Source organism: Ruegeria sp. F11 (genome assembly GCF_056533855.1).
In genome coordinates this window covers 196,414-213,732 of record NZ_JBQFOW010000010.1, presented here as the reverse complement: position 1 = coordinate 213,732, position 17,319 = coordinate 196,414, and the positions used below count along the sequence as shown (strand labels likewise).

The 17,319-nt window shown below is 61.3% G+C and carries 13 protein-coding genes; 11 read left to right on the top strand and 2 right to left on the bottom strand.

Annotation, left to right across the window (positions count from 1 at the left end; translation table 11 throughout):
• Nucleotides 1-30 precede the first annotated feature (30 nt).
• Entirely contained in the window at nucleotides 31-1,233 is a 1,203-nt protein-coding gene (locus tag ACR0NJ_RS15200; protein ID WP_480817980.1) for a multidrug effflux MFS transporter, read from the bottom strand.
• A gap of 129 nt (nucleotides 1,234-1,362) precedes the next feature.
• On the opposite strand from ACR0NJ_RS15200, the gene ACR0NJ_RS15195 reads away from it, so the two are divergent.
• From ACR0NJ_RS15195 to ACR0NJ_RS15150, 10 genes are all read left to right on the top strand, one after another.
• Nucleotides 1,363-3,213, top strand: coding sequence for an ABC-F family ATP-binding cassette domain-containing protein (locus ACR0NJ_RS15195; protein ID WP_480817979.1), 1,851 nt, complete (start codon nucleotides 1,363-1,365; stop codon nucleotides 3,211-3,213).
• Nucleotides 3,210-3,830: a MarC family protein gene (locus ACR0NJ_RS15190; RefSeq protein ID WP_480817978.1), complete on the top strand. Its 621-nt coding sequence runs from the start codon at nucleotides 3,210-3,212 to the stop codon at nucleotides 3,828-3,830. The genes ACR0NJ_RS15195 and ACR0NJ_RS15190 overlap by 4 nt, the downstream gene beginning before the upstream one ends.
• 42 nt (nucleotides 3,831-3,872) lie before the next feature.
• A complete protein-coding gene (locus ACR0NJ_RS15185) occupies nucleotides 3,873-4,454 on the top strand; it encodes a retropepsin-like aspartic protease family protein (protein ID WP_480817977.1) in 582 nt (193 codons plus the stop codon).
• A gap of 48 nt (nucleotides 4,455-4,502) precedes the next feature.
• The gene (locus ACR0NJ_RS15180) at nucleotides 4,503-5,123 is read left to right on the top strand and encodes an ImuA family protein (protein ID WP_480817976.1); all 621 of its coding nucleotides are present in this window, start codon (nucleotides 4,503-4,505) and stop codon (nucleotides 5,121-5,123) included.
• Between the two features lie 64 nt (nucleotides 5,124-5,187).
• Nucleotides 5,188-6,402, top strand: coding sequence for an MFS transporter (locus ACR0NJ_RS15175; RefSeq protein WP_480817975.1), 1,215 nt, complete (start codon nucleotides 5,188-5,190; stop codon nucleotides 6,400-6,402).
• Nucleotides 6,399-6,995: a YceI family protein gene (locus tag ACR0NJ_RS15170; RefSeq protein WP_480817974.1), complete on the top strand. Its 597-nt coding sequence runs from the start codon at nucleotides 6,399-6,401 to the stop codon at nucleotides 6,993-6,995. Before ACR0NJ_RS15175 ends, ACR0NJ_RS15170 begins: the two co-directional genes overlap by 4 nt.
• A 78-nt stretch (nucleotides 6,996-7,073) precedes the next feature.
• The gene (locus ACR0NJ_RS15165; protein WP_480817973.1) at nucleotides 7,074-8,297 is read left to right on the top strand and encodes an MFS transporter; all 1,224 of its coding nucleotides are present in this window, start codon (nucleotides 7,074-7,076) and stop codon (nucleotides 8,295-8,297) included.
• Nucleotides 8,298-8,378: 81 nt separating this feature from the next.
• Complete coding sequence (metG, locus tag ACR0NJ_RS15160) at nucleotides 8,379-10,097, top strand: methionine--tRNA ligase (RefSeq protein WP_480817972.1); 1,719 nt, start codon at nucleotides 8,379-8,381, stop codon at nucleotides 10,095-10,097.
• Between the two features lie 271 nt (nucleotides 10,098-10,368).
• Nucleotides 10,369-11,535: an efflux RND transporter periplasmic adaptor subunit gene (locus ACR0NJ_RS15155; protein WP_480817971.1), complete on the top strand. Its 1,167-nt coding sequence runs from the start codon at nucleotides 10,369-10,371 to the stop codon at nucleotides 11,533-11,535.
• A 3-nt stretch (nucleotides 11,536-11,538) separates the two neighbouring features.
• Nucleotides 11,539-14,679 (top strand): efflux RND transporter permease subunit, encoded by a 3,141-nt coding sequence (locus tag ACR0NJ_RS15150; RefSeq protein ID WP_480817970.1) that lies wholly within the window; start codon nucleotides 11,539-11,541, stop codon nucleotides 14,677-14,679.
• A 51-nt stretch (nucleotides 14,680-14,730) separates the two neighbouring features.
• Here ACR0NJ_RS15150 and glpD read toward each other — a convergent pair whose 3' ends face one another.
• The gene (glpD, locus tag ACR0NJ_RS15145; protein ID WP_480817969.1) at nucleotides 14,731-16,338 is read right to left on the bottom strand and encodes a glycerol-3-phosphate dehydrogenase; all 1,608 of its coding nucleotides are present in this window, start codon (nucleotides 16,336-16,338) and stop codon (nucleotides 14,731-14,733) included.
• 186 nt (nucleotides 16,339-16,524) lie between these two features.
• On the opposite strand from glpD, the gene ACR0NJ_RS15140 reads away from it, so the two are divergent.
• Entirely contained in the window at nucleotides 16,525-17,286 is a 762-nt protein-coding gene (locus tag ACR0NJ_RS15140) for a DeoR/GlpR family DNA-binding transcription regulator (RefSeq protein WP_480817968.1), read from the top strand.
• The last annotated feature ends 33 nt before the right edge of the window (nucleotides 17,287-17,319 follow it).

Here is a 17,319-nt window from a genome sequence, read left to right as displayed (position 1 = left end):
CGTATGAAAAGCACTATGATGTGTGATGGCTCAGATCGTATCGGGCAACGGATCGCGCAGATCGACCCAGCGCACGTAGAGGATCGCCAGAAGGCCAACGAAACTGCTGATGCACATCATGCCCAGAACAAGATACGGCCCGTTTTGAGGGTTGACGAACGCGCCGGTCACCGAGGTCAAAACCGCCCCCAGCGCCACGATCATCGCGCCCGACAACCCCGCCGCACTGCCCGCCAATTTCGGGCGCACCGACATGACGCCTGCCGAGGCGTTGGCGTTAGTCAGTCCGTTCCCGAAACCCACGCAAATGGCCGACCCAAAGAACACCCAAACCGAGCCCATGTCGGCCAGAAACAACAACAGCCCGCAGAACGGCCCGGTCGAGGCCACGATGCGGCCCGCCAGGATCATCGTCGTCAACTGCGTGCGCGCCGCGATACGCCCGGTGATAAAGTTGCCGACCATGAACCCACCGGTGATGATCCCAATGCCTAGGCCCAGCATTGCCGGGCTCAGGTCAAACCACGCGGCGGCCACCAGCGGCGCACCGGTGATGAAGCTGAAGAAGGCCCCGATCGAAAAGGCGGCGCATAGCGCATAGCCCCAGAACCGGCGGGCGCGGAACAGATGAGGGTATTCGCGAAGCTGGGCGGCAAAGGTTGAGGATCGGTTGGTATTCGTCTCGCCCATGTCGATCCAAAGCAGCGCGAACATGCCGGTCCCGAAGACCAGATACAGCACGAACCCCGCGCGCCAGCCAAACAGCGTGTCGAGCGCCCCGCCCAGCATTGGCCCCAGCATCGGAGCCAGCGCCATGGCCATTGCGACGTAGCCCAGCTTGCTAGCTGCCTCATTCGGCGGGTACCGGTCGCGGATCGACGCGCTGGACAGAACCGGCCCCGCCACCACCGCCGCCTGCAGCAGACGGAACCCGAGAAAAACCCAAATCGATTCAGCCAGCACGCACCCTAGCGAAGCGAAGGCGAAGAGACCCATCCCGATCAGCAGGATGGGCCTGCGTCCGAACCGGTCCGACAACGGTCCGAGGATCAATTGCAAAACTGCGGACACGCCCAGATAAGCAGCGATGGACAGGTTCATCAGCGCGTAATCAACCTGAAAATCCGCGCTCATCCGAGCCAGCGATGGCAAGAACATATTCAGCGACAGCACCGACAGCGCCGTGGCGAATATAAGCGTAACCAGCGAAGGGGGCGATTGAGCCGCGCGCATGACAGGAACCAGTGAAAATCCGAACCGGATCAGCGCTATCACATCGCCCGCGAATTGAACATGCCACCTCTGCGCCCTGAACATACCGAGCCGCTGGCGGGCCGCCGCATGCTCTGTTAAGAGCGCCCCATGTTACAGATCGAGGATATCACATACGCCGTCGAAGGCCGCCCTCTGTTTGACGGGGCCAGCGCCACGATTCCCGATGGCCACAAGGTGGGTCTGGTGGGGCGCAACGGTACCGGCAAGACCACGCTGTTCCGCCTGATCCGGGGCGAGTTGGCGCTGGAATCGGGCAATATCTCGGTCCCGAAACGCGCGCGCATCGGCGGGGTCGCGCAAGAGGTGCCCTCGTCCGATGTCTCCCTGATCGATACCGTTCTGGCCGCTGACACCGAACGTGCCGCCCTGATGGCCGAGGCGGATGTTGCCGAAGACCCCGCGCGGATTGCCGAGATCCAAACACGTCTGACCGATATCGACGCCTGGTCTGCCGAGGCGCGCGCCGCGTCGATCCTCAAAGGGTTGGGATTCGATGACGACGATCAGTTGAAACCCTGTTCGGATTTCTCGGGCGGCTGGCGAATGCGCGTCGCTTTGGCGGCGGTGCTGTTTGCGCAGCCCGACCTGCTGCTGCTGGACGAACCGACCAACTATCTGGACCTCGAAGGCGCGCTGTGGCTGGAAAGCTATCTGGCGAAATACCCGCACACGGTCATCATCATCAGTCACGACCGAGGGCTGTTGAACCGCGCCGTGGGCTCGATCCTGCATCTGGAAGATCGCAAGCTCACCTACTATGCCGTGCCTTACGACAAATTCGCCGAGCGCCGCGCCGAACGTCTGGCGCAGGCGGAATCCGAGAACGCCAAGGCCAAGGCCCGCATCGCGCATCTGCAAAGCTATGTGGACCGCTTCCGCTATAAGGCATCCAAGGCGGTTCAGGCCCAGTCACGTTTGAAGATGATCGAACGCATCCAACTGGTCTCGACCCCGCAAGAGGCCGCCCTGCGTGCCTTCACCTTCCCCACGCCCGAGGACCTGTCGCCGCCGATCATCCAGCTTGAGGGCGGCGTGACCGGCTATGGCGAAACCGAAGTGCTGCGCCGTCTGAACCTGCGCATCGATCAGGACGACCGCATCGCCCTGCTGGGCAAGAACGGTCAGGGCAAATCGACCCTCTCCAAACTGCTGTCCAACCGCCTACCGCTGATGGCGGGCAAGATGACTCGCAGCAACAAGCTGCGCATCGGCTATTTCGCGCAACATCAGGTGGACGAGCTGTATGTAGACGAGACCCCGCTGGACCACCTGCGCCGCCTGCGCCCGGACGAGGCTCCGGGCAAATGGCGCTCGCGTCTGGCCGGGTTCGGGCTGAACGCGGATCAGGCCGAGACCGAGGTTGGGCGTCTGTCGGGGGGGCAAAAGGCGCGGCTGTCGCTGCTGATCGCCACCATCGATGCGCCGCATATGCTGATCCTCGATGAACCCACCAACCATCTGGACATCGAAAGCCGCGAGGCGCTGGTCGAGGCGCTGACCGCCTATTCCGGCGCGGTCATTCTGGTCAGCCATGACATGCACCTGCTGTCGCTTGTGGCGGACCGGCTGTGGCTGGTCTCGGACGGGACGGTCAAGCCGTTCGACGGAGACCTCGAAGCCTATCGCGCCATGCTGCTGGCCCGCGACAAGCCGGTAAAGGAAAAGCCGGCGGCCAAGCCCAAGCGCCCGTCGCGCGACGCGATGCTGGCCCTGCGTGCCGACCTGCGCAAATGCGAGGACCGGATCGAAAAGCTGATGGATATGCACGAGAAACTCTCAGCCAAGCTGGCGGACCCGACGCTGTACGAAGACGACAAGATCAACGATCTGGAAACCTGGAACCGAAAGTTCGCGGAAGTCACCGAAGCGATGCAAAAGGCCGAGGCGCTGTGGGTCGCCGCCGCCGAACGGCTTGAACAAGCAGAGAATGCAGCATGAACGACACCGCCTTCCTGATAACCTCGTTCACCACGCTGTTGGTGGTGATCGACCCCCCGGCGCAGACGCCGATCTTTGTGGCGCTGACCCAGGGCATGGACCGGCAGATGCGCCGCGTGATCGCCATCCGCGCCTGTCTGACCGCCGCCGGGATTCTCGCCATGTTCGCCGCCTTTGGCGAGGCGGTGCTGGGATTCATCGGCATCTCGATGGAAGCGTTCCGCGTGGCAGGCGGCGTGCTGCTGTTCCTGACCGCACTCGACATGCTGTTCGAGCGCCGCACCAAACGGCGCGAAAACAGTGCGGAAGAGGAAGAACACCCTGACCCCTCGGTCTTTCCCCTTGGCATCCCCTTGATCGCAGGCCCTGGCGCGATTGCCACGATGATCCTGTTGGCCGGTCAGACGCCGGGGATCGAGGGGCTGGCCATCGTCATCGGTATGATGCTGATCGTGGTGGCGATGGTCTTCGTGACTTATCTGACCTCGGGCGCGGTGGCACGGCTGTTGGGCAAGACCGGGCTGAACGTGTTGACCCGTCTGTTGGGTATGCTGCTGGCCGCACTGTCGGTTCAGTTCATTCTGGATGGCCTTAAGGCCTTTGGTTTTGCATCCTGAATTCCCATATCGAGGGCATAAGAGCTTTTTCCGGGTGAAGGTATGGATGGTTATGAAATCGGGCGTTTGACCTATCTGGTTGTGCTGGGAGCGGTCCTGCTGATGTGGTTCTTCACCCACAACCGGCAATCGCTGGGCAAGACCCTGCAGCAGGTTCTGGCCTGGGTGTTTATCTTCATCGGCGTTATTGCCGTGGTGGGCCTGTGGGACGATATCCGCTCGACCGTTGGCACCACGCCTCAGATGGCGGTGACGGGAAACACCATCGAGGTGCCCCGCGCTTTTGACGGGCATTATTACTTGCCGTTGCTGGTGAACGGAGAGCCGATCACCTTTCTGGTCGACACCGGGGCCAGCCAGATCGTGCTCAGCGCACAGGACGCCGAGCGCGTTGGGATCGACCCGGATCAGTTGAACTATATCGGCCGCGCCTCGACCGCAAATGGCATTGTGCGCACAGCCCCGGTCCGCCTGGACAGCCTTGCGCTGGGTCCGATCCGGGACACCGGTATTTCCGCCTGGATCAATGAAGGTGAGTTGGACAAATCTCTGCTCGGCATGGATTACCTGCATCGGTTTTCCAATGTTCAGTTCGCTGATGGCCGGTTGATTTTGTCCCGCTAAGCGCGGTCACATCTTGAGAACAAAGTGAGAACATGATAGCGTTGGGCCATGTCTGCTCAGCTTCTTGGTCAAAAGCCTGCGCGCACCGCGCCCGGGTTGACGCTTCATACCGGGATCACCCTGCAATTGGGCCGCGTGCACGAGGCCTGCGGCCCCGCCCGGCGCAGCTTTGCCATGTGGCTGGCCGGTCAGGCGCAGGGGCCGGTTCTGTGGATTTCCCCCGCGTGGGAGCCCGGCCAGTTGAACCCCGACGGGATGATGCCCTTTGCCGATCCCGCCCGATTTATCTTCGTCCGCCCCACCCGCGCCGAAGACCTGCTGTGGTGCATGGAAGAGGCACTGCGCAGCGGGGCCATCCCGCTGATCATCGGCGACCTGCCCGGTCCGCCGGGGCTGACGCCGGTGCGCCGGATGCATCTGGCTGCCGAACAGGGCGGTGCGATGGGGCGGCCACCGCTGGGGGTGTTGCTGACCCCCGGCGATGGCGGCGCGCAAGGGGTTGAGACGCGCTGGCACATGGCCGCCGCCCATCAGGCCGAGGCGCGACGCTGGACCCTGACCCGCCGCCGCGCCCGCGCCCTGCCCCCGGTCACGTGGCACGCCACCCAGACCAGACCGCGCGCCGGGCTGAACCTGACGCGGGCCGGAGCCGAGGATGTTTTGGCGTGATCCCTGCACCCGATCACGCAAGAAGTGACTGGCCAACGCCCTGCCCGCCCCCTAGCGTCACGGCATGAGTCATCCGATCCATGACAGCCGCTATTCCTGGCTACGCCTTCTGATCACGCTCGCCATCGCCACGGTGGCGAATGTGGGCATGTGGGCGGTCATTGTGGTGATGCCTGCGGTCGAGGCCGAGTTCGGCGCAGGGCGTGCCGAGGCCTCGATGCCCTACACGCTCGCCATGATCGGTTTCGCGCTGGGGAATATGTGGCTGGGGCAACTTGTAGATCGGCTGGGCGTGACCAAGGCGCTGATCGGTGCCGCAATCCTGAGCGCCATCAGCTACCTGCTGGCGACGCTGGCCCCGAACATCGCGATGCTCTCTGCGGCGCATCTGCTGCTGGGCCTGGGAACAGCAGTGGGTTTCGGCCCTTTGATCGCCGACATCTCGCACTGGTTCCTGCGCCGACGCGGGATCGCCGTGGCGCTGGTGGCCAGCGGCAACTACCTGTCCGGGGCGATCTGGCCCACGATGCTGTCGGACATCCTGGCGCGCGATGGTTGGCAGCAGGTCTATCTGACGCTGGCTGTACTGACCCTGATCGTCGTTATCCCCCTGTCCCTGCTGCTGCGCCGTCAGGTCCCGGTTGAGGCTCACAGCACCGCCGCCGCAACCGCGCAAATCAATGCCCGCAGCGTGGGGATTTCGCCTCGCGCGCTGCAATACATCCTCGGGATAGCCGGGATCGGCTGCTGTGTGGCCATGTCGATGCCGCAGGTTCATATCGTGTCGTACTGCGTGGGTCTGGGATACGGCCCAGCGGTTGGGGCCGAGATGCTGTCGCTGATGCTGTTGGGCGGCGTGGTCAGCCGCATTATTTCGGGCCTTGTCGCGGATCGGCTTGGAGGTGTCCTGACGCTTCTGATCGGGTCGATCCTGCAGTGCATCGCCCTGTTTCTGTTCCTGCCCTATGACGGGATGGTACCGCTTTACATCATCAGCCTGCTGTTCGGCCTCGCACAGGGTGGTATAGTCCCCAGCTATGCGCTGATCGTGCGTGAATACATGCCACCACAAGAGGCTGGCGCACGGGTCGGTTTTGTCATGATGATGACCATTCTCGGCATGGCTCTGGGCGGCTGGTTGTCGGGTTGGATTTACGACGTCACTGGCAGTTACCAACTGGCCTTCGTGAACGGCATCCTGTGGAACGGCCTGAACATCGCCATCGTTCTGATGCTGTTGAAACGGTCTCGACCCAAAGAACATGAGGTACTCGCATGAGCACAGTGAACAGGCGCACCGTCATAGCAGGCCTTGCCGCCCTTCCCCTGTCCCGGCCCGCTCAGGCGGCGGTGACGCCTTATGTGCTGTCGACCGATGGCACGAAGGTCGGCTTTACCTTTGTTCTGTCGGGCATCCCTCAGACCGGATACATGCCGGTCCGGTCGGCGGACATCAAGATTGACACCCGCCGCCTGCAAAACAGTCAGGTCGAGGTTGTTTTGGACGTCAGCAAAGCCCAGACCAAACTGCCCTTTGCCCGGTCGCCGATGCTGGGGCAAACGGTGCTGGACGCGGAAAGCCATCCGACAATCCGCTTTGTCTCAACCGATGTGCAACTGGGCCCCGAGGGGCGGATTTCGGACGGGGCCCGGATCAGCGGCAATCTGACGGTTCGCGGTGTGACCCGGCCGATCACGTTGGACGCCAGCCTGTACCGCCCACCGGGCACGGCGGCAGATGATCTGGACCAGTTGAGCATAAGACTGACCGGCGCGCTGAACCGGCATGACTTTGGTGCTTCGGGCTATGACGATCTGGTGCGCGAAACCGTCGGTCTGGACATCCACGCCAAAATCCTATCGGCGGGTTAGACCGCGATTGACAAAAAACGACGCGATAAAGTCGAATAGGCGCGTGCATCCCGCCCCGATATCGTCACCCTGACCCCCATGCGAACGATCATTTCCTTTGCCGCCCTTTTTCTTTCCGTCATTCTGCTGCAGCTTTCGACCGGAGGCGTAGGGCCGCTGGATGCGATCTCGGGCCTGACGCTGAACTTCTCGACCGAGCAGATCGGTCTGCTGGGATCGGCGCATTTCCTTGGGTTTTTTATCGGCTGCTGGTGGGCGCCCCGGCTGATGGGCAGCGTGGGCCATTCGCGCGCCTTTGCGGTCTGCACCGCCCTGGGAGCGATGGGCCTGCTGGGCCATACGCTGACGGAAAACCCATATATCTGGGCCGCCCTGCGCATCGCCTCGGGCACCTGTGTCGCCGGGAGTTACACGGTGATCGAAGCCTGGCTGAACGCCAAGGTCACGAACGAGACGCGCGGGCGTGCCATGGGCACTTATCGTATCGCGGATATGGGCGCGTCGCTATGCGCGCAGCTGATCATCGCGGTGCTGCCGCCCGCCTCTTACGTGTCGTATAACCTGCTGGCAATCCTGTGCTGCGCCTCGCTGCTGCCGCTAACCCTGACCCGCGCCAGCCAGCCCGCCACACCTGATGCGCCTCGCCTGCGGCCCAAACTGGCCTGGACCAGTTCACCACTGGCAGTTGCTGGTGTGATCGTCGCCGCGCTCAGTTCCGCGTCGTTCCGGATGGTCGGCCCCATCTACGGGCAAGAGGTCGGTCTGGGCGTTGACCAGATCGCCTTCTTCCTCGCGTCATTCGTTCTGGGCGGCGCGCTGGCGCAATACCCGCTTGGCTGGCTGGCCGACAAGTATGACCGGCGCTGGGTGCTGATCTGGTTGTCGGCGGCAGCAGTGCTGAGTTGCGGCATCACCATGGCCGCCAGCGGCACCGGAACCCTTGGCGTCATGCTGGCGGCGGGCGTGTTCGGGCTGACCACCTTTCCGATCTTCTCGGTCTCATCGGCCCATGCCAACGACTTTGCCACCACCGAGCAGCGGGTCGAGTTGTCGGCGGCGCTGATGTTCTGGTACGCGTTGGGGGCGATCGCATCGCCCTACGTCTCCTCCACGCTGATCACACAGTTCGGACCGGGCGCGCTGTTTGCCTTTGTCGCCATGGGTCACATCTTTCTGATCCTGTTCGGTCTTGCCCGTATGCGATCACGCCCGACACCGGACGAACGCACGCATTATGTGTATGCGCCGCGCACCTCGTTCCTGATCGGTCGGCTGCTGAACCGGTCGAGCGAAGGGCGTTAGACAAGGAAATCCAAACGCGGGGTTTTGCTGGGCAGTGACTTCATGTAGACGGGCGCGCAGACAGACACGCGGATACGGAACATGGCTCGGATTCTCATCACCTCGGCGATCCCATACATCAACGGGATCAAGCACCTCGGCAATCTTATCGGCTCGCAATTGCCCGCCGATCTGTACGCGCGCTACCAGCGTGGCAGTGGGAATGAGGTCATGTTCCTATGCGCCACGGATGAGCACGGCACCCCGGCGGAACTGGCAGCAGCTAAGGCCGGTAAGCCTGTGGCTGAGTATTGCGCCGATATGTATGCGGTGCAGGCCGATATCGCGCAGCGCTTTGGCCTGAGCTTCGATCACTTTGGCCGTTCGTCCAGCGAGCAGAACAAGCGCCTGACCCAGCATTTTGCGGGAAAGCTGGATGATGCGGGCCTGATCCGCGAAGTCAGCGAAAAACAGGTCTATTCCAACGCCGATGGCCGGTTTCTGCCGGATCGCTATATCGAGGGCACCTGCCCCAATTGCGGCTATGACCGTGCGCGCGGCGATCAGTGCGAGAACTGCACCAAACAGTTGGACCCCACCGATCTGATCGAGCCGCGCAGCGCGATTTCCGGCTCGACCGATCTTGAGGTGCGCGAAACCAAGCACCTGTACCTGCGCCAGTCGGCGATGAAGGATCAACTGGATGCTTGGATCGACAGCAAGACGGATTGGCCGATCCTGACCACTTCGATTGCCAAGAAGTGGCTGCATGACGGCGACGGCCTGCAGGATCGCGGCATCACCCGCGATCTGGACTGGGGTGTGCCCGTCAAGAAGGGTGATCAGGACTGGCCCGGGATGGAGGGCAAAGTCTTCTATGTCTGGTTCGATGCCCCCATCGAATACATCGCCTGCGCCAAGGAATGGGCTGATTCCACTGGCAAATCGGATGCCGAATGGGAACGCTGGTGGCGCACCGACAAGGGCGCGGATGACGTGCGCTATGTCCAGTTCATGGGCAAGGACAACGTACCCTTCCACACGCTTAGCTTCCCGGCCACCATTCTGGGCTCGGGCGAGCCGTGGAAGATGGTCGATCACCTGAAATCCTTCAACTACCTGAACTATGATGGCGGCCAGTTCTCGACCAGCCAGGGCCGTGGCGTGTTTATGGATCAGGCGCTAGAGATTCTGCCCGCTGACTACTGGCGCTGGTGGCTGCTGAGCCATGCGCCCGAGAGCAGCGACAGTGAGTTCACGTGGGAGAATTTCCAGCAATCGGTGAACAAGGACCTCGCCGATGTTCTCGGCAATTTCGTCAGCCGGATCACCAAATTCTGCCGCTCGAAATTCGGCGAGGCGGTGCCCCAAGGCGGCAGCTATGGCGAACGCGAACAGGCGCTGATCGAAGAACTCACCCAGCGCGTCCGCGCCTATGAAGGGCATATGGAGGCGATGGAAGTTCGCAAATCCGCGCAGGAGTTGCGGGCCATCTGGGTTGCGGGCAACGAATATCTGCAGTCAGCCGCGCCGTGGTCGACCTATAAGGAAAACCCCGAACAGGCCGCCGCGCAGGTGCGGCTGGGTCTTAACCTGATCCGGCTGTATACCGTGCTTAGCGCGCCGTTCATTCCCGAAACCTCGGCCCGGATGCTGAGCGCGATGAACACGCTGGACACAAGCTGGCCCGACGATGTCGAGGCCGCGCTGAACGCCTTGCCCGCCGGGCATGCGTTTTCGGTGCCGGATGTTCTGTTCGCCAAGATCACCGACGAGCAGCGCGAAGACTGGCAGACACGCTTCGCGGGCACGCGCAGCTAAGCACGCCCCAAGACGGGTATAGAAAGCGGAGGCCGCCGGGCCTCCGCATTTTTCGTGCTCAACCTGCGAATGGACCGGAGTCAGCACCGGCTGTTCTGCCTAAGTCTGCCGACATATGACGAAATTTCCCGAACCGACCCGTCGCGTATCGTATTCAAGAAGCTTGAGATATGATCGCAAAACCGCCATCCTGACCGGGAATTCAATCGACTCGCCGGCGCACTCTGCCTGCCCCGGCGCTTAAATCCTTAGTTCCAATGAGGCTTGCGCCATGTCCCTTGCATTGACGAAAACACCTTTCCGCACAGCCGGACCCGCCAAGGCAATTGCCGTAGTGGCCTGTTTGGGCATGGCACATCAGGCCTTAGCGCAAGACCAAAGCGATGCGCCGCCTCCGAAAGTGTCGATTGCTGCAGCCTATACTCAGGAAATCACCGCCGAGGCCGTCTTTATTGGCCGCGCCGAGGCCATTGACAAGGTCGATATCGTCGCCCGTGTAAGCGGTTTCCTTGACAGTCAAGAGGTCGAAGACGGCGCATTGGTGAACGAGGGCGATCTGCTGTTCACCATCGAACCGGACCTGTACGAAGCCACGCTGGAAGCCCGCAAAGCAGATCTGGACCGGGCTGAGGCCAATCTGGAGCTGGCAAAGGTCGATCTGGCCCGGAAAGAAGAACTGTTCAAACGCGAAGCCACCCCGGAATCCGAACGCGACATCGCCCGCGCGAACGAGTTGGTGGCCGAAGCCGAGGTCAAAGCGGCCAATGCCGCGATCCAGCAGGCTCAGTTGGACCTGAGCTACACCAAGATCAGCGCCCCCTTCACCGGTCGCATCGGGCGCGTGGCGACCAGTGTCGGGGACGTTGTCGGCCCGACAAACCCGCCTTTGGTCAATCTGGTCAGCGAAGCACCGATCTATGTGAATTTCTCGCTGAACGAAAAGCAATTTACATCCGTTCTTCAACAGGTTGGCGAGAACCCCAGCACGCTGGCCGACAGCGACAAAAGCCCCAATGTGCACGTGACATTGCCCAATGGAACCAAGCTGGACGAAACCGGAGAAATCGTGTTCGTGGACAACAGGATCGACCCTCTGACAGGGGCTATCACCGTCCGCGCGGAATTCGACAACACCGACCGGCTGATCATCGACGGAGCGTTCCTGAACGTTCAGATCGAGGCGCTGGAACCCACGTTGCAAGTGCTGGTCCCGCAGGCAGCGCTGCAGCGCGATCAGCGGGGTGAGTTCGTTCTGGTCGTGAACGACAAGCAGATGGTTGAGCAGCGCTATATCACCACCGGCGACACGGTCGACTCGGCCATCATCGTTACGGAAGGCTTGCGCGAAGGTGAAAGCGTGATTGTCGAGGGCCTGCAGCGCGTCCGCCCCGGCGTTGCCGTGGATGCGGTCGTCGCGTCCGAGCAGCCGGGAGAATAACGGATGTTCTCTGCCCTGTTCATCAGCCGGCCCAAGCTGGCGCTTGTCATCTCGCTTGTCCTGACGATCATGGGCGGCATCGGTTATCTGGTTCTGCCGGTTGCCCAGTTCCCAGACATCACACCGCCGGTGGTCAGCGTCACAACCACCTATACCGGTGCCAACGCCGAGACCGTGGAGAACACCGTCGCCGCCCCGATCGAGGCGCAGGTGAACGGTGTGGACGACATGATCTACATGACGTCCACCTCCTCGGATAACGGCTCGTATTCGCTGAATATCACCTTCGAGGTCGGCACCGACCCCGACATCGCCTCGGTCAACGTGCAGAACCGCGTTGCGCAGGCTATGTCATCCCTGCCGACCGAGGTGACATCCTCGGGCGTGGTCACGCAAAAGGCATCGACGAACATGCTGTTGCTGGTGACGCTGACCTCGCCCAACGGCACGTATGACAGTGTGTTCCTGTCCAATTACGCGTCGATCAATCTCAAAGACGCGCTGGCGCGGGTTCAGGGGGTTGGCCGGGCGGATGTTCTGACCAATCTGGAATACGCGATGCGTATCTGGATGGACCCGGACAAGATGACCGCGCTGTCGATCACGCCGGGCGACGTGATTAACGCCATCCGGGAACAGAATATCGAGGTCTCCGCAGGTTCAATTGGTGCCCCCCCGGTGCCCGAGGGGCAGACTTTTCAATACACGATCAAGACCAAGGGCCGCCTGACCTCGGCCGAGGAGTTCGGAGATATCGTGATCCGCACCGGCGATGCGGGCGCAATCGTGCGTGTGAAGGACATCGCGCGGGTCGAACTGGGGGCGCAGTTCTATTCAGCCTCGGGCTATTTCGAAAGCGTACCCGCCACGGTGATCGGCATCTATCAGGCCCCCGGCGCAAACGCCCTTGCGGTGTCGGATCGCGTCGAGGCCGAGCTTGAACGTCTGTCGCGGTCCTTCCCAACGGATGTCGAATATCAGGTGCCCTTCAACACCACGGATTTTGTTGAACAATCCTTGAACGATGTGGTGTCGACCCTGATCCTGACCTTCATTCTGGTGATCTCGGTCGTGTTCGTCTTCCTTGGCAGTTGGCGGGCGACGATCATTCCCGCTGTGGCGATCCCGGTCTCGCTGATCGGGACGTTCGCCTTCCTTCTGGCCTTTGGAATGTCGCTCAACACGATCTCGCTGTTCGCGCTGGTTCTGGCCATCGGCATCGTGGTGGATGACGCCATCGTTGTGGTCGAAAACGTCGAACGGATCATCGCGGATGAAGGGCTTTCCCCGCCCGAAGCGACGCGTAAAGCGATGGGTCAAATCACCGGCCCGGTCATCGCAACCACGCTGGTTCTGCTGGCCGTGTTCGTGCCTGTCACATTCATGCCCGGCATTTCGGGGCGGCTGTATTCCCAGTTCGCCGTGACGATTTCAACCGCCGTCGTGATCTCTTCGATCAACGCCCTGACCCTGTCCCCGGCCCTGTGTGGCTTGGTTCTGCGGGCACGTAGTGGCCCGCCCAAAGGGGTTCTGGCGCTGTTCGAAGGCTTCATCGGAACCGTGCGCAATGGGTATGTCGCCATCGTGCGCAAACTGCTGATCCTACCTGTCATTGCACTGGGTGTGATCGTGGCGCTGGCGATGGGAACGGGCACGATCATGTCCAACACCTCAAGCGGCTTTATCCCGCTTGAGGACAATGGTTATCTGTTCGTGGACATTCAGTTGCCCGACGCGGCAACCCTGGAACGGACCGAAACGGTGTCTGCCCGCGTCGATGAGCAGATCCAGCAGATACCGGGCGTGGCAAGCACTGTGCTTGTAAACGGCTTCTCTCTGCTAAACGGCACCACAACCAACGGGGCCGCTATCTTCGTGAACCTCGACAATTGGGAAGAACGGCAAGAGGATGACCTGAGCGCCAATGCTATCCTCGGCAAGGTGCTTGGTATTGCCAATGGAGAGTCCGCGGCCTCAATCGTGGCCTTCAACCCACCCCCAATTCAGGGTCTGGGCATGTCCGCCGGTGTGGAAATGGAGGTTCAGCAAACCGGGGGCGGCTCACCGCAGGATCTGGCCTCAGCCGTTGGCTCGTTTGTTTACGCGGCGAACCAGAGGCCGGAAATCGGCCAGGCCTACACGACCTTCCGGGCCAACGTGCCGCAATTGTTTGTCGATCTGGACCGGGAAAAGGCCAAGACGCTGCAGGTGTCGGTGGCCGAGATTTTCCAGACCATGCAGGCGCAGCTTGGGTCCTACTACGTGAACGACTTTAACCTGTTCGGGCGCGTCTACCGCGTGATGATTCAGGCCGATGGCTCGTATCGCGACAATGTCGAGGATATCTCCAACCTATATGTCCGCTCGACCAAGGGTGAAATGGTGCCGCTAGGCACTCTGATCGATATCGAGAATGTTCTGGGCCCCGTCCTGCTGAAACGCCACAACCTGTTCCGGTCGGCGACGGTGACCGCCGTGCCAGCTCCGGGCCTGTCCAGCGGCGACGCGATCAATGTAATGACCGAAGAATCCGCAACCGCCCTGCCCCCCGGCTATGCGTTCGAATGGACAGGAACCGCGCAGCAGCAGTTGGCGACCGGAGGTTTGGTGATCGTGATCCTCGGGCTGGCGATTCTGTTCGGCTACCTGTTCCTTGTGGGCCAATACGAAAGCTGGTCGATGCCGGTGTCGATCCTGCTGTCGGTGATTGTAGCCTTGTTCGGGGCGGTTGCCGCTGTGGCCGTCGTGGGCAGTGACATCAACCTGTATACGCAGATCGGGATGATCATGCTGGTGGGGCTTGCCTCAAAGAACGGCATTCTGATCGTCGAGTTCGCGATGGAGCAGCGCGCCAAAGGCCTGTCGATCAAGGACGCCGCTGCCGAGGCCGCCTATCAGCGTTTCCGCGCGGTGATGATGACCGCCCTGTCCTTCCTGCTGGGTGTTGTGCCACTTCTCGCCGCCAGCGGCGCGGGTGCGGCCAGCCAGAAGGCCATCGGTGTTGCCGTGTTTGGCGGCATGCTGGCGGCGACGCTGGTTGGTGTGATCCTTGTGCCGGTGCTTTATGCGCTGATGCAGGGTCTGCGCGAGTGGATCAAAGGCACCAACAGGAAAGGCCCAGATACGTCTGAAGGCACCACCTAATGTCGGCGATACCTGAATCAGAAAGCCCCGCTGAAACGCGGGGCTTTTTTCTTAGGCAACCTTTTCCGGCTTCCGGCGTTGGTTCATCCACGACTGCAATCGCTCAATCTGGTCCGTATCCAGACGCAGGCCGAGTTTGTTGCGCCGCCAGACCACATCCTCGGCCTTGCGGGCGAATTCCTTGTCCATCAGCCAGGTCACTTCGCGGGCGGTCAGAGTGGCACCGAAATCCTCGCCCAAATCAGCGGTTTCCTTTGCATCACCCAGAACCAAACGCGCCTCGGTTCCATAAGCGCGCACCAATCGCGCGGCCCATCGTTTATCAAGGAAGGGATAGTCCGCCATCAGGCGGTCGATCAGCCTTTGCACACCATCTACCGGGAAATCCCCTCCCGGTAATGCCACGCCCGCAGTCCACGGTCCGGGCAGGTCTGAAAAATGCCCGGCCACTTTTTCCAAAGCACTTTCGGCCAACCGACGGTAGGTGGTGATCTTGCCGCCAAAGACGTTTAGCACCGGCGCCCCACCCTGCGCGTCCACTTTCAGCGTATAGTCCCGCGTGGCAGCCGTCGCGCTGCTGGCCCCGTCATCATAGAGCGGACGCACGCCCGAATAGGTCCAGACCATGTCGTCTCGCGTCACGGGTTTAGCGAAATACTTCGTCGCAAAAGCACACAGGTAATCCTGTTCGGCCTCGGTGCAGATCGGCGGGATCGAGGGGTCCGAATGATCCTGGTCCGTTGTACCTATCAGGGTAAAATCCTGCTCATAGGGGATGGCAAAGATAATGCGCCCATCCTCGCCCTGAAAGAAGTAGCACTTGTCGTGATCGTAGAGCTTCCGCGTCACGATATGGCTACCCCGGACCAGACGAACCCCCTCGCGCGAGTTCACGTGGATCTTGCTTTGAATGATGTCACCAACCCAAGGCCCGCCCGCATTTATAAGCATCCGCGCCTTGACCTCGCGGGTCTCGCCACTGTTTCGGTCCGTGAGTGTGATATGCCACAGGTCATCGACACGTTCAGCCCGGATCACCTCGGTCCGCACCAATATTTCCGCCCCACGTGCCTCGGCATCTCGGGCGTTCAGCACGACCAGGCGCGAATCCTCAACCCAGCAGTCGGAGTATTCATAGGCCGTTTCGAACTTGTCCTGCAGCGGTGCGCCTTCGGGGGCGGTACGCAGGTTCAAGGACGAGGTTCCCGGCAAAATCTTCCGTCCACCAAGGTTATCGTACAGGAACAACCCCAGACGGATCAGCCATGCCGGACGCCGCCCGCGCATCCAAGGCATGACCGTGCTTAACAGTTTCGAGGTCGGCGTTTCCGCGTCAAACCGCATGTCCGGGTGATACGGCAAGACGAACCGCATCGGCCAGCTGATATGCGGCATGGCGCGCAGCAGGGTTTCCCGCTCAATCAGCGCCTCGCGGACCAGACGGACCTCGAAGAACTCAAGATACCGCAGGCCACCGTGAAACAGCTTGGTCGAGGCCGAGGATGTGGCCGACGCCAGATCGTTCATCTCGGCCAGCGTCACCGACAAGCCGCGCCCGGCGGCATCGCGCGCGATGCCACATCCGTTGATCCCGCCGCCGATGATGAACAGATCGGTGATCTGATTGTCCTGCTGATCCATTTCCGGATGATTCCCCATGCTTGGAAACTTAGGCGCATTTGCCTGCCAGCCGCTCGGTTCGTCAACTGTTTTATTCGTTTGTTTTCGTTTCAGCAGTTAAGGTATTCCTAAATGGGGCGAGGATTGGCCAATTTGCAGATCAAAACCTTGCAAATCGACCCGAAAGGAACAAAAACGAATACACACCCGAGAATCGGAGCCTCTATGTCCCTCTCCTTCCGCCAGTCCGACATTCTGGAGATCGCCAAACAGAACGGCCGCGTCGCGGTCGACGATCTGGCCGCGCGGTTCGATGTGACGGTTCAGACCATCCGCCGGGACCTGTCCGAGTTGTCGGACATGGGCAAGCTGGACCGGGTTCATGGCGGCGCGGTGTTGCGATCCGGTGTCTCGAATATCGGTTACGAGGACCGCCGCGCCCTGAACGAAGACGCCAAAGCCGGGATTGCCAGCGCCTGCGCCGCCGCGATTCCTGATGGCGCGTCGGTTTTCATGAATATCGGCACCTCGACCGAAGCCGTTGCGCGGCAGATGCTGGCCCACAAGAACCTGATGGTCGTGACCAACAACATGAACGTCGCCAATATTCTGGTCGAAAACCCCGACTGCGAGATCGTCGTCGCCGGAGGGGTCCTGCGCCGTTCAGACGGCGGGCTGGTCGGCAATCTGACCGTTTCGATCATCAACCAGTTCAAGTTCGACTACGCGGTGATCGGTTGTTCGGCGCTGGACACCGATGGCGACCTTCTGGATTTCGATTTTCAGGAGGTTCTGGTCAGCCAGACGATCATCACTCAGGCGCGGCAGACTTTCCTTGTGGCCGACCATTCCAAATTCCAGCGCTCTGCCCCCGCCCGGATCGCCTCGCTCAACGACGTGGACGTGTTTTTCACGGACCAAGCGCTGCCAGCCCGGCTGAACCGGTCTTGCGCGGAATGGAACACCGCCGTTCGGGTCAATCCCTGACCCGTACCGATCCGGATCACAATTTGCGCAAAA

Bases quoted from the DNA above. Each gene is read 5' to 3' on its own strand.
- ACR0NJ_RS15200 (WP_480817980.1), bottom strand. From the start codon at position 1,233: ATGCGCGCGGCTCAATCGCCCCCTTCGCTGGTTACGCTTATATTCGCC.
- ACR0NJ_RS15195 (WP_480817979.1), top strand. From the start codon at position 1,363: ATGTTACAGATCGAGGATATCACATACGCCGTCGAAGGCCGCCCTCTG.
- ACR0NJ_RS15190 (WP_480817978.1), top strand. From the start codon at position 3,210: ATGAACGACACCGCCTTCCTGATAACCTCGTTCACCACGCTGTTGGTG.
- ACR0NJ_RS15185 (WP_480817977.1), top strand. From the start codon at position 3,873: ATGGATGGTTATGAAATCGGGCGTTTGACCTATCTGGTTGTGCTGGGA.
- ACR0NJ_RS15180 (WP_480817976.1), top strand. From the start codon at position 4,503: ATGTCTGCTCAGCTTCTTGGTCAAAAGCCTGCGCGCACCGCGCCCGGG.
- ACR0NJ_RS15175 (WP_480817975.1), top strand. From the start codon at position 5,188: ATGAGTCATCCGATCCATGACAGCCGCTATTCCTGGCTACGCCTTCTG.
- ACR0NJ_RS15170 (WP_480817974.1), top strand. From the start codon at position 6,399: ATGAGCACAGTGAACAGGCGCACCGTCATAGCAGGCCTTGCCGCCCTT.
- ACR0NJ_RS15165 (WP_480817973.1), top strand. From the start codon at position 7,074: ATGCGAACGATCATTTCCTTTGCCGCCCTTTTTCTTTCCGTCATTCTG.
- metG (WP_480817972.1), top strand. From the start codon at position 8,379: ATGGCTCGGATTCTCATCACCTCGGCGATCCCATACATCAACGGGATC.
- ACR0NJ_RS15155 (WP_480817971.1), top strand. From the start codon at position 10,369: ATGTCCCTTGCATTGACGAAAACACCTTTCCGCACAGCCGGACCCGCC.
- ACR0NJ_RS15150 (WP_480817970.1), top strand. From the start codon at position 11,539: ATGTTCTCTGCCCTGTTCATCAGCCGGCCCAAGCTGGCGCTTGTCATC.
- glpD (WP_480817969.1), bottom strand. From the start codon at position 16,338: ATGGGGAATCATCCGGAAATGGATCAGCAGGACAATCAGATCACCGAT.
- ACR0NJ_RS15140 (WP_480817968.1), top strand. From the start codon at position 16,525: ATGTCCCTCTCCTTCCGCCAGTCCGACATTCTGGAGATCGCCAAACAG.